We start from the raw sequence: 13,412 nt of genomic DNA, 5'->3' as shown, positions 1-13,412 counted from the left end.
GGGCAGCTCCTGGGATAAGGGCAGGTTGCGCGGGCATCAGATGACGCCCTCTTCAACGGTGTGCGGGGTGGGTTGGCGCTCTACCGCGTGGGCCACTTCCATCAGGCTGGCGGCGCCGAACAACTGGCCCATGGGCAATTCCAGGCCAACACGGCTGCGCAGCATTTCGAGAAACCGCGTGGCCAGCAGGCTGTCGCCGCCCAGGCGGAAAAAATTGTCGTGGCGCGACACGCTGGGCACGTTGAGCAACTGCTGCCACAGCTCGGCGACCAGTTGTTCTGCGGCGCTCAGCGGGGCTTCATCCACGACGCAGTGGGACCGGGCAGCTGCCGCCAATGGCGCAAGCAAGGCACGGCGATCCACCTTGCCATTGCTGCTCAGGGGAAGGCGTTCCAGCACCAGGATCTGTTCCGGGCGCATATAGGCGGGCAGGCATTGCACCAGGTGCTTGGCCAGCACCTCGGCGCAGGTGCTGGCGGTGACAGCAGCCAGCAGGCGCTGATCCTCGACCAGCACCACGGCACGGTTCACGCAGGGATGACGGGCCAGCGCGGCTTCGATTTCCCCCAGCTCGATACGATGGCCGTGAATCTTCACCTGGGTGTCGGCACGCCCGAGAAACTCCAGCAACCCACCCGGGTGGTAGCGGCCCAGGTCGCCGGTGCGGTACCAACCCTCGACAAAGCGCTCGGCATTCAATTGCGGCGCATGGCGATAGCCGCGTGCGACGCCGGCGCCGCCAATCCACAACTCGCCCGTGACCCAGTCCGGGCAGTCGCGGCCAAGGGCGTCGACCACGCGGTAAGCCTGGTTCGCCAGCGGCACGCCGTAGGGGATCGAGCGCCAGCCCGGCAACAGTTGCCGTACCTCGTAATGGTTGGACCAGATCGCCGCTTCGGTGGCGCCGCCCAAGGCAATAAAGCGGCAATCCTGGGCTTGTTGGCGCAGGCGTTGCGGCAGGTCGAGGCCGATCCAGTCGCCCGACAGCAGGGCCACCTTCAGCGCCAGGGGTTGGCGCTCAAGGGCGTTGGCTTCCAGCAGCATGTCGAGCAGCGCCGGTACGCTGTTCCACAGGCTCACGCGGTGGTGTCGCAGGGCCTTGAGCCAGGCGCGGGCGTCGCGGCGCTGGTCTTCGTCGATCAACACCAGGGCCGCGCCCGCCGAGAGCAGGCCGAACACGTCATACACCGACAGGTCGAAGTCCAGCGCCGACAGCGCCAGACCGCGGTCCGACGCGTCGATGCCGTAGCAGCGGTTGATCTCGGCCACGGTGTTCATGGCGGCGCGGTGGGTGATTTCCACGCCCTTGGGCTGGCCGGTGGAGCCGGAGGTGTAAATCACGTAGGCCAGTTGGTTGGCGCACACGGCCAGCGGTGCCGATAGCGGTTCGGCGCTTTGCGCCTGGGACGGCTTCAGATGCTTGACGCCTGGCAGCTGTGGGTCGTGCTCGGCGAGGATCAGGCTGACGCCGGCCTGTTGCAGAATGCGTTGGCAACGCTGCAACGGCTGGTCGACACCCACTGGCAGGTAGGCGGCGCCGGCGGCCAGCACGGCCAATACACTCGCGATCTGTTGCGGGCCCTTGGCCAGGGACACCGCCACCAGGTCACCGGCTGTCACCCCTGCGTCCATCAGGCTACGGGCGATGCGCAACGCCCGTTCGGCCAGTTCGCCGTAGCTCAGGCTGTCATGCTCACCCCACAACAGCGCAGGGCGATGCGGGGCGTGGTGCGCGTGCTGGAAAAAGCCCTGATGCAAGGTCGGATCAACCGGCACGCCGGGGCCGGGAGCATTCAGGCGGGCGCGCAGTTGCGCCTGGGCCAGGGGCAGCAAGTCTGGCGGCGCGTCGTCCCAGGCGTGTTCGGCCAGCCAGTGGAGGCTGCGCAGGTAGGCGTCGAACATGGCTTCGACCAGCCCTTCGGGGAACAGGCCGACCACGCGGTCCCAGTTCAGGGCGATGCCGCCGTCGGCTTCCACCACCTGATGATCGAGCCATACCTGTGGGGTTTGGGTCAGGCCGAATACCTGCCGGGCGAACGGCCCGTCTACCGGTGCGGCGGTGCCATCCGGCACCCCCAGGGCACTGGTGAAGACCACCGGCATGTTGACCTGCTGTTCGCCGCGTTGCCGCGCCAGTTGACGCAGCAAGTTCACCGAACCGATGCAGCGGTGTTCCAGCGCATCGCCGAGTTGCTGCTGGGTGCGCCGTGCGCAGTCGATCCAGCGTTCGCCGACCTTGGGCGCATAGCCGAGCACGGTCAGGGAGGTGAAATCGCCCATGACCTGATCGATCTGCGGATGCACCGGCCGGCGGTCAAACAGGGTCAGGTTGAGACTCAGGTCGGGGCGCGCACTCCAGCGCCCGAGGGTTTCGGCAAACGCGCAGAGCAGTACCGCCGAAGCAGTCAGGCCGTATTGCTGGGCCTTGGCCAGGATCGCTTGCCAGGCATCGGCCTTGACCTGCCCTTGCAGGCGCTCGAAGCGCGGTTGGCCCACGTTGGCGGGGTCGGTTGCCAGGGGCAGTTGCGGGTGCGGCGGCAACGTGGGCAGGCGTTCCTGCCAGAACTGTTGCGCGGCGTGCAATTCGTCAGGTTCCACATGGGATTGCACTTGATAGTCGCGAAATGAAAGCTGCAGCGGTGCCAGGGCCAGCGTCGGCTCGCGGTACAACGCGTCGAGTTCGGCATAGAAACGCAGGATGCTCAGGGCATCAAGAATCAGGTTGTCCAGGCTGATCGCCAGCCGCGTGTGCCGGCCCTGGGTCACGGCCTGCACATCGAACAGCGGCCATTGGGCGGGATCGAACACGCGGTGGGCACAGTGTTCGCGCAGGTCTTCAAGGCAGGCGTAGCGCTGGCCGATCACGAAGGTGGGCACCTGGGGGAGGATGCGTGCCTGGCCTGTGTGGTCGAACACCGTGCGCAGCGTTTCGTGGCGTTCGATCAGGCGTGCCAATGCGTGTTGCAGGCGTGGCAGGTCGAGGTCTTCGACGTCGTATTCGCGGTAGAAGTGGCAGCTCACGCCGCCCAATACCAGGCTGGGGTCGCGGCCCAGCCAGTAGGCTTGCTGCACCTCGGTCATGGGGAAGGGCGCGTGACGTTGGTCGAGGTCCGGTACCACGGTGCGTTGTGTTTCGGCCTGGGCCTGTTGATGCAGGCCTGTGCAGAACTGCGCCAGCACCGGCTTGGCAAACACCTGGGCGATCCGTGCGCCCCCCAGCCCTTGTTCGGCCAGCAGGCGCACCAGGCGCGTGGCGCTCAGGGAGTCGCCACCGAGGGCAAAGAAGTTGTGCTCACGGCAGACCTCGCCACAGCCGAGCAATTGCTGCCAGGCGCGGGCCACCTGTTGTTCGATGGCTCCGCAGGGTGGCGACAGCTGGGCAGGGACGGCGCTGCTGTGGTCGGCCAGCCAGCCGTTGAGTGCGTTGCGATCCACCTTGCCATTGCTTGTCAGGGGCCACTGCGCGCAGCCGAGAATCAGGCTGGGAATCATATAGGCCGGCAGGCGCTCGGCCAGGTCCGGCAGCTCCAGCACTGTGGGCTGCTCCGGGCCATTTGCAAGGCGCACCGCCGCTGCCAGGTGCTGGCCGACCAGCAGCGCCACCGCCTGTTCGACGCCGGGGCACGCCAGCAGCGCCTGTTCTACTTCACCGGCTTCGATGCGGTAGCCATGCAATTTGAGTTGGAAGTCTGTGCGCCCCAGAAACTCGACCGTGCCGTCGGGGTGGTAGCGCGCACTGTCGCCGGTGCGGTACCAACGCAGGCCCTGGTACTGCACAAATCGTTCGGCGCTGCGTACCGGGTCGCCACGGTAACCCTCGGCCACCCCGGCGCCACCGATCCACAGTTCACCGGCCACCCAATCCGGGCAGTCATGGCCATGCCGGTCGACGATGCGCAGGCTGACGTTATCCAGCGGCTTGCCGTAGGGCAGGCAATGCCAGTGCAGTGCCTGGCCGGGGGCGACTTCGAACAGCGTCGAGTGAATCGCCGCTTCCGTTGCGCCGCCCAGGGCCATGAAGCGGCAACCGGGCGCCTGGGCCCACAGACGTGGCGCCAACTGCGGCGCGACCTTGTCACCACCGAGCAATACAGCGCGCAGGGGCAGTGGGGCGTCGGCGCAACTCAGCAACATGTCGAGTAGCGCCGGCACGCAATTGAGCACAGTGGCGCGGTGCTGCACGGCCAGTTCACGCCAGCGTGGGGCGTCGCGTTGCAATTGGGGCTCGATGAGGATCACCGCCGCGCCGTTGGCCAGCGCGGCAAACAGGTCAAACACCGACAGGTCGAATTCCAGCGCGGAGAGCGCCAGGATTCGGTCTTCGCCATTGAGCTGCAAACGCCGTTGCAGGTCTTCCAGGGTGTTGGCGGCGGCCAGGTGGCTGACCTCTACGCCCTTGGGCTCACCAGTGGAACCGGAGGTATATAGAACATAGGCCAGGTCGCTGATCGCACCGGGGCGCGGCGCCTGCAACGCGGTGTCGGCGTGCGGCAAGCGGGTGAGCAGCAAGCGTGCGCCGGACGACTGGCAGATCTTGCGGCAACGCGCCTCGGGCTGGTCAGCGCCGATGGGCAGGTAGGTGGCGCTGCACGCCAGGATGCCCAGCACAGCGATCACCTGCTCGGGGCCTTTGGGCAGTTGCAACGCCACGATGTCACCGCGCAGCACGCCCTGGCCTTCGAGGTAGGCCCCTACGGCGAGGGCTCGCTCGGCCAGCTCGCCGTAGCTGATGATGTGGTTGCCGTGCAGCAGTGCGGGCCGGGCGGGCGTCAACTGCGCCTGGGTGAAAAAACCTTCGTGCAGGCGTGTTACCGGTAATGCTGTGCGCTGGCCCTGGGTGGCGCGGCGTACGTCAAGCTGGCTGGCGGGAAGCAGCGCCGGCACCGTCTGATCCCAGGCCGCAGCGTCATGGCACAGGCGCTGCAACAGGCCGGTATAGGCATCGAACAGGCCATCGAGCACGCCCTCGGCGAACAACCCTTCGCGGGCGTCGAGGTTGACCAGAATGCCGCCGTCCAGCTCGGTGACCTGGGCGTCCAGCCACACCTGCGGGCCCTGGGAAATGATCCAGGCCGGCTGGCCGAAACTCTCCTGCACGCCCTCGGCGAACAGTTCCCCCAGGCCCAGCGCGCTGGTGTACACCACCGGCGCCAGCACTTGCTCGCCGCGATGGCGGGACAGTTCACGCAACACCTCAAGGCCGGAAAACGCACTGTGTGCGGCATCGCCATGAAAGCGTCGTTGCAGCGCCGTGGCTCGGGCGGCGAAGGTGCCGGTCATGCGGCCGTCCCAGGCCAGCAGGATCGAGGAGGTGAAGTCACCGACCAGGCGCTCGACATCGGTATGTAAAGGCACACGGTTGAACAGCGGCAGGTTGAGCAGCAGCTCAGGCGTCTCGCACCAGGCGCCAAGGGCTTCGCAAAACACCGCGGCCAGGGCCATGGCCGGGGTCAGGGCGTGCTCGCGGGCGTGGCGTTCGAACGCCTGGCGTTGGGACGCCGACAACCAGTGGTGACGGCGGCGCACCTGGCGCTCATCGCCCTGGCTCTTGATGGGCAAGCGTGGGGCGCCGGGCAAGGCGTCCAGGCGCTGCAACCAGTAGTCGCGGGCGTGTCGATGGCGCTCGCGGTGCTCGGGGCTGGCGTGCTCCAGGCGCAGGTCGGCCAGGTAACGGGGGAAGCTGTAATCCAGCGCGGGCAGCGGCTGTAGGCGGTACAACTGCACCAGGTCGCCGAGCAGGGTACGCAGGCTCAAGGCGTCGGCGGCGAGCATGTCGAGGTTCAGGTGCAGGCGCGTGCCCTGGGGCAACAGTGATAACTGGATGTCCAGCACCTGGCCGTGTTCCACGGCCAACTGGCGATGGGAAAGTTCGGCGCGCAAGACGTGCAGATGGTGTTGCCGCTGTTCGGCATCGGCCTGGCGCAGGTCATGCACTTTGAGTCCCGGCCATGGACTGCGGGGCAGGATCTGCTGGCGGCCATCGTCGAGGAATTGCGCCCGCAACATGGGGTGGCGGGCCAACAAGGCGTGCACGGCGGCTTCCAGGCGGGCCGGGTCGACGTCGTGACCGTCGAATTCGTTATAGAAGTGTGCAGCCACACCACCCAGTGCCTGGCCAGGGGCACGGCCGATCCAGTACGCATGTTGCATGGGGGCCAGTTCGAAGGGCTGGCCATCGTCGGCGCTGTGATTGACGGGCGCGGCAGGAGCCGGCGCGGTGTCGAGCAGGGCCAGCCAGGCGCACAGGCGCGGGTCGGCCACCAGCTCGGCGAAACGTGCGGCCAGACCCTGACGCCGCCATTGGCCTGCCAGGCGGATCAGGGTGACCGAATCCAGGCCCCATTCGATCAGGTTGGCCTCCAGAGGGATCTGCTCGGCAGGCTGTCCCAGGGCTTCGGACAGGGAACGGCGCAGCAGGGTTAGGGTTGAGGTGCTGGGAGTGGCCATGGCTCAACGTCTTCTCATCGCTAGGGCCCGGACCGGCGTTGGCCCAGGCGCTGAGGGGCAGGTAATTGCGTGGAAGGAGATGCTAGTCATTCTCATTGTCTCGACTACCCGGATCGAATCGTTTTTGCCCCGTATCCGTTTCCCTCGCGCGGTTTCGGGCGTGTGAGGGGTGGGGCATAACGCCGATCAGCGTGCGGGATACGGTTGGAAAATGACTTGAATCGGGTAGAGCCGCGCCGCCGCCCTTGACTACCGTCGCTCGCCGCCCTTTTGCAGGGCTTGTCCTTGAGGGAGTTGTGGATGTCAGTCGATTCGGGTTTGCAGGTGCGCGGTTTGTGCAAGCGCTACAACAATGGCGTTGAGGCGCTGCGCGGCGTTGACCTGAATGTGGGGCCGGGCATGTACGGTTTGCTCGGCCCCAATGGCGCGGGCAAAAGCAGCCTGATGCGCACCCTGGCGACCTTGCAGCAGCCGGACGCCGGCAGCATCCACTTGGATGGTGTGGATGTGTTGGCCGATGCCGAGCATTTGCGTCGTCGCCTGGGTTACTTGCCACAGCAGCTGGGGGCGTATCCGGGGGTGAGTGCGCGGGATTTGCTTGATCGGTTTGCCTGGCTCAAGGGGCGTACCGACACTCGCCAGCGCCGCGAGGAAGTCGAGGGCTTGCTGGCCAAGGTCAACCTGCAGGAAGCCGCGCACCGGGCGCTGGCCACGTATTCGGGCGGCATGTTGCGTCGCTTCGGCATCGCCATGGCCCTGATCGGCTCGCCGCGCTTGCTGATCGTCGATGAGCCGACCGCCGGGCTCGACCCGGCCGAGCGCAACCGTTTTCACCGAGTGTTGGCGGATGTGGCGGCCGAGTCCATCGTGTTGCTCTCGACCCATATCGTTGAAGACGTCGAGAACCTGTGCAGCCGCCTGGCGGTGCTGGCCGCTGGGCAGATTATTGTCGAAGGGCGCCCGGCGGATTTGCTCGAGGCTGAGCAGGGCCGTTTATGGGAGGCGTCGTTCGGTCGTGGTGAGCCGCTGCCCGACGCCTTGCATGTGGCGGCGAGCCCCGACGGCAGCCGCGTGATCGTGCACGGCGAACGTCCGGCTGACCCGCGCTTCAGGCCCCACGCGCCGCGCCTGGAAGACATCTATTACCTGGCGCTGGCCCAGGCTGGCGAGGCAGTCGCGGCATGAATACCTTTGCTCTCTTGATGCGCGAGGCCTGGGTGCAAGTGCGCGCCGGACTGCGCAGCGGCATTCCACTCCTGGTGTTCCTGGGCCTCACCGGCTATTTGCTGATGTCCCTGACCAATGCCGACTATGTGCAGAAAATGGGCGCCAGCGACATCGCACGCAATGCGCCGAGCCTTATCTACCTGATGTCGTGCGGGTGCATGTTTTTCCTGTTTTTCGCCTGGGCCTGGGTGTTCGCCCAACCGGCACTGCGCGACCGCGAGGCGCAATTGGAAGAGGTGCTGCTCGCCTTGCCGCTGTCGCTGCCGGCGCTGCTGTGGGGGCGCTTTATCGGCGCGGCGCTGGTGGGTGGCTTGCTCGCCAGTTCGCTGATCGTGGGCTTTCTGGTCAGCCCGGTACTGGGCTGGCTCGGCTGGGTGCCGGCCGCGAGTATCGGTGCACCGATGTGGTCGGCGCTGGGGTTTGCCTGGGTTGCGTTGCTGTTGCCGGTCAGCACCGGGGTTGGGGCCTTGTATTACCTGCTGGCCTTGCGCAGCCGTGGCCTGGCGGCACCGTTTGGGTTGGCGACGGTGTTGATGCTGCTGTGGATGTTTGCCGTGGTGGTGCTCAAGGGGGGGCATATCAACCCGCTGTTGGCTGCCAGCCTGGACCCGTCGCTGTTCACCTTTGCCCAGGCCCAGGTCGAGACCTGGAGCGCCGCGCAGAAATCCCAATCGCTGTTGGCCTTGACCCCGGGGTTCTGGCTTAACCGGCTGTTGTGGTGTGTTGTGCCGCTGCTGTTATTGGCCGCTGTATTGGCGCGCACCACGCGCCAGGGCTTGATGGGCAAACGCAGCGGGGCAGTGCTGGCGGAGCCGCCGATGTTACTGACAGGCGCAGTGACCTTGCCTGGCCCGCTGACCCATAGCCAATGGTCGCGCGCCCTGGGGCATGAGGCACGTTGGCAGGTACGCCAGCTGTTTGCCCGGCGCCTCTGGTGGGTGGCGCTCGGCTTGCTGTTGGTGATGGGCGTGCTCAGTGGCTTTGTCCACGGCGTGTGGCATGCGCGAGGGCCGATGGTGCCCCGGGCGGACCTGACCCTGCCGTTGTTGTCGAGTGCGTTGTTCCTGGTGATGGCCTTTATGGTTGCGGCGCTGGTTGGGCTGGTGTGCCGACGCGATGACGTCGAAGGGTTTGGCGCTATGTTGCAGGCAACTGCGGCCCCGGCGTGGTTGCGATTGCTGGGGCGGGTGGCTTGTGTGCTGCTGGCGACCCTGACGCTTGCGCTGGTGCCGGGCCTGGCCAGCTTGCTGATCAGTGCGATTGCCGCGCCCGACAGCCTGGCGCCGGGCTTTGTGCTGGTGTATCAGGCGTTGGTGTTCGCGCCTCCATTGGTGGAGCTGGCGATGCTCACAGTGCTGGTGCATGCGCTGATCCGCCGATCCGGGCTGGCGTATGCCGCCTCGATGCTGCTGACGTTTTTCCTGGTACTCAACCATGAGTTGGGCCTGGTCACCTATCCGCCCTATGCCATGGCGATTCCTGCGCATGTGAGCGTGTCGCTGCTGACCGGCTGGGCGCCGTGGCTGGCGTTTCTGACGACCTTGGCCGGTTGGAAACTGGCCGGTTGCCTGGTCATGCTCGCGATCGCGGCACTGGCCTTGCCCCGTGGGCCGGAGCGTCGTCGATTGAGCGACGTGCGCCGCGGTTTGCTCGGCTTGCCCGGTGTGTTGCTGGCTCTGGGTGCTGTCGGCTTGCTTGGCAGCGGCGTGTTGTTGCAGCTGCATTTGGTGGAGCAGGGCGATTACCAGTCTGTCGCCGAGCAACGCGCCGAACGCGCCGACTGGGAACGGCGCTGGCTGCCCGGGGCGAGTGCCTGGCAGGTGGCGGGCGGGCAGTTGCAGGTGCAGGTCGATTCGGCCGCCCGGCAGGTGGTGGGCCAGTGGACGTTGGATGGGGTGCTCACTACCGGCCTCGATGCCGAGTTGCCACCGGGTATGCAGGTGACCGCGGTCAGCGTGATGGGGCGCCCCGTTGTGTTTGAACACGCCACCGAGCACCTGCGGGTGCCGTTGGAGGGGTGCGCGGCGAGCGGTTGTCAGGTGGTGTTGAACTGGACGGTGAGTGCTGACGGCTGGCCTGCCGAGGGTGAAGCATTCTGGCTTGGGCCTCAGGGTGTGTGGCTGCAAGCGCACCGTGTGGTGCCACGCTTGGGCCTGGACAGCGAGCGGTTGTTGCGTGCACCGGCCCAGCGTAGCGAAGCCGGGTTGCCGACAGCGGTGCCCCGGTTGCCGACGGGCGCTGCGGTGGCGGTGGATGCCGTTGCACCGGCCGGGCACTGGCAATGGCAGCTTGAGGTCGATGGCCAGGCCATTACCGGCAGCAGTGAGGGGCCGCTGGACTTTGCCTATGCCACGTCGGCTCAGAAGGATATCAGCCGCGAGAACACCGCCCGTGAAGTGCAGGAGGACCTGGACGCGATGAGCGCCTGTGTGGCGCGGCGTCTGGGCAGCCGTCCCAGCGTCGAACAACTGAGTCAGTGGCCTGTCGGCATGGGTGCCAGCCGTCTGAGTCATGGCCATTTACTGCTTGGCCAGTCACCCAGTTGGGACGTGGCGCCGACAGGCGTTGGGCGCTGGACGCGCCGTGCCCATATCGCCGAACTGCTTGCCCGCCAATCGCTGGTCGAGGCGAGCAACCTGCGCCAAACCCCCGGCTACCTGTGGCTCAGCCAGGGTGTGGCAGGTGCGCTGGGCCTGCTGTGTGTGGAGGACATCGACGGTGCTGATGCCCGTGCAGCGTTGGTCAAGCTGATGGCCGACGACCTGACCCGTGCCCTGGGCAATGACGGTGAGCCCGTCGGCACCCTGGCCGATGCCCGCGAACAGGGGTGGGCCGCCAGTTATGCCGCACTGGTCAGCCTTGACTGGGTCGCCGGGCAAACTCCCGAACAGCTCACGGCGCTGACCGCCGATGTCCGTAACGGCCAGGGATGGCCAACCGCGATCCAGGGCCTGCTGGGCGCGCCCTCCGATCCTGTGATTGCTGCCGCGCTCAAGCGCTGGGGGCCTGTGCAATGAAGTTGAATCATCCCTGTCTTTTGGAGCTTTGCCATGTCATCTGAACTGTCTATCCAGCCGTTGCGTCGTCCTTTCGGTTGGCGCGCTAACGTATTGACCCAAGCCATGGCGCTGACCTTGTCCAGCCAGATGTGCACGGCCTATGCCGCTGACTATCAACCCGCCGCCAGTAGCGAGACCATCGAGCTGGCGCCAGTAACGGTCAGTGCGCGGTTGAACCAGGAAAGTGCCAAGGACATTCCGTTCGGCCTCTCGGTGCTTGACGGGCAAACCCTGGAGACGCGTCGCCTGCGCACCCTGGAGGATGCCTTGCGCACCACGCCGGGGGTGGATGTGAACTCCTGGGGCGGCGCCAACGATGCCAACGTACGCATCCGCGGGGTCGGCTCGCTGAACCAAATGAGCATGGATGACGGCTCGGTGGTGCTGAACGTGGACGGCGTGCCGATGTCGGTGCGCAACGCGGCAATGGCCACCCTCGACGTGCAGCAAGTGGAAGTGCTCAAGGGGCCGCAAGGCACGTTGTTCGGACGTAACAGCGAGGCCGGCGCGATTAACGTCACCACCCGCAAACCCACCCGTGAGCTGGAAGGCTATGTGCGCGGCGAAGTGGGCAACCAGGGCCAGTTCATGACCGAGGGCGCAGTGGGCGGGCCGCTGACCGAGTCCCTGGCCGGGCGACTTGCCGTGCGGCGCAGCGGCTTTGATAACTGGGTCGATGACCAGCAGGATGGCGACCCCCTGACCAAGCCCCGCGACCTGGCATTGCGCGGCAGCCTGTTGTGGGACAACGATGAAGGGACCACCGGCCTGCTGACCGTCGAGCGCCAGCGCGCCGATCATTATGCCGGCTCGGAGATCCTGCGCCCGTTCGGCAATCGCCCGAGTCTCGATTACACCCCGGGTACGTTCAATGGCAACAAGAAGACCAACGAGCGTTATTCCTTCGAGCTCAACCATGACCTGGCCCAGGCCCGGATCACCTCGATCAGCGCCTACACCAGCACCGACTTCAATGCGGTCAAGGGTTATGACCGCAACATCACCCAGGCGCTGTATGGTCAACCGTTTGAATACCTGATCGAAGACTCGGCCCACGAGCGGGTCTGGAGCCAGGACCTGCGGCTGGGTTCGCTGGCGGATGCCGAGGTGTTCTGGGTGACCGGGGTGAACCTGTCGCGCTCCGAGCGCAGCTTTGACTCCAACAACTTCACCAACGGCGCGAAGCAGTTGCGCGACTTCACCACCAACAGTTATGCCGCCTACGGCGAAGTCACCTTCCCGATTGCCGAAGACTGGAAACTCACCACCGGCCTGCGCCACACCTGGGACCGCAAGACCTACGGCGCCGACTACAGCGGTGGCGGCAAGCTGGTCAGCGACAGCCGACGCTTGCAGGACGATTACAACACCGGGCGCGTGGCCCTGAACTACGCGTGGACGCCGCAGACCAATGTGTATGCGGTGTTGTCGCGGGGCTATAAGTCGGCCGGGTTCAACGACTACGCCACCTCGATCAAGGACAGCGAACCCTACAAGGCGGCCAAGGTGAACTCCGCCGAGGTCGGCTTCAAGCATGAAAGCGAAGGCGGTGCACTGAGCCTGGAAGGCGCGTTGTTCATTACGCGTGTGCAGGATGATCACTTGCTGGGTTATGACTTCACATCCCTGGCAGTCAGCGCAGTGAATGCTGATACCCGCAGCAAAGGCGCCGAGTTGTCGAGTACCTGGCATGTCACCGATGAACTGACCCTGGGCAGCGCCATCAGCTACACCAACGCGGTAGTGACCTCGGACGCACCGGGTGTGTCCGGTGGTGATGTGGCCAAGGGCAGCCGTGTGCCGGATGTGCCGTTGTGGAGTGGCAACTTCAGTGTGGCCTGGAAGAAGCCTTTGGGTGAACTGCTGGGCTTGCCCGCACCGCGCTTGAACACCTTGCTCAACTACCGCGTACAGAAAAACCGCCCGGCTGATCCGCAGAATCACTACGATCTCAAGGGCTATGCCAAGCTGGACTTGCACCTTGGAGTAGAGAGTGGGGGGTCGGAGGTATATCTGTGGGGCGATAACTTGTTGGATGCGCGGTATGACCTGTATGGCGCGTATTCCACTGATACGGTGCTGACCGGGATGCCGGGGCGCGGGCGTTCGGCGGGGGTGGGGTATAGCTATCAGTTCTGAGGCAGCCACTGGGTGCAATGTGGGAGGGGCTTGCTCCCGCTGGCGACCTGACAGCCTATAGCTATCTAACTGATGCCCTACGATCCAAATGTGGGAGGGGGCTTGCCCCCGATGGCGACCTGACAGTTGACCAGGATGTTGGATCAGACCGAGTACATATCCGTTATTTAGGTAACGGCTGCTATTGGTTCCGCTTTTACAGCGGGTCACTTTGAAAAGCGCAAAGTAACCAAACGCGCTTGCCCCACCACTCGGCACCTCGCTTAGGCTCGGTGTGCCCGTAATCCGCCATGGATTTGGGGGGCCGCCGCCACGCGCCATCCATGGCGCGGGGCGGCTAAACCGGCATCCCTGCCGGTTTACCCCCCAAATCCCTGTCGAATTCCGGCCAGCGTGGTTTAACGGGGCGCCTGAGATCAAAAGCAGATCAAGATCAAGATCAAGATCAAGATCGGCTCGCTGCGCATCGTGGTTACCGTCGGCTGCTACACAGCTGTGTAGATACCCATGCCCCGATGGGGGAGTGTCAGTCAGGACATT

The 13,412-nt window shown here is 65.5% G+C and carries 4 protein-coding genes; 3 read left to right on the top strand and 1 reads right to left on the bottom strand.

Annotated features, from left to right (window positions below; translation table 11 throughout):
* Nucleotides 1-36 precede the first annotated feature (36 nt).
* Nucleotides 37-6,447 carry a non-ribosomal peptide synthetase gene (locus TK42_RS23885; RefSeq protein WP_103735295.1) on the bottom strand — a complete coding sequence of 2,137 codons (6,411 nt, stop codon included), beginning with the start codon at nucleotides 6,445-6,447 and terminating at the stop codon, nucleotides 37-39.
* Between the two features lie 300 nt (nucleotides 6,448-6,747).
* On the opposite strand from TK42_RS23885, the gene TK42_RS23880 reads away from it, so the two are divergent.
* The 3 genes from TK42_RS23880 to TK42_RS23870 are packed head-to-tail and all read left to right on the top strand — an operon-like array spanning nucleotide 6,748 to nucleotide 12,872.
* Complete coding sequence (locus TK42_RS23880; RefSeq protein ID WP_032876507.1) at nucleotides 6,748-7,632, top strand: ABC transporter ATP-binding protein; 885 nt, start codon at nucleotides 6,748-6,750, stop codon at nucleotides 7,630-7,632.
* The gene (locus TK42_RS23875) at nucleotides 7,629-10,691 is read left to right on the top strand and encodes a hypothetical protein (RefSeq protein ID WP_103735294.1); all 3,063 of its coding nucleotides are present in this window, start codon (nucleotides 7,629-7,631) and stop codon (nucleotides 10,689-10,691) included. The genes TK42_RS23880 and TK42_RS23875 overlap by 4 nt, the downstream gene beginning before the upstream one ends.
* A gap of 33 nt (nucleotides 10,692-10,724) precedes the next feature.
* The gene (locus TK42_RS23870) at nucleotides 10,725-12,872 is read left to right on the top strand and encodes a TonB-dependent receptor (protein WP_103735293.1); all 2,148 of its coding nucleotides are present in this window, start codon (nucleotides 10,725-10,727) and stop codon (nucleotides 12,870-12,872) included.
* Nucleotides 12,873-13,412 lie beyond the last annotated feature (540 nt).

This window comes from Pseudomonas sp. GZJR-8 (genome assembly GCF_002916705.1).
GTDB classification, from domain to species: domain Bacteria; phylum Pseudomonadota; class Gammaproteobacteria; order Pseudomonadales; family Pseudomonadaceae; genus Aquipseudomonas; species Aquipseudomonas synxantha_A.
The sequence above is the reverse complement of the archived record's forward strand: the minus strand, read 5'-3'. Positions and strand labels throughout refer to the sequence as shown.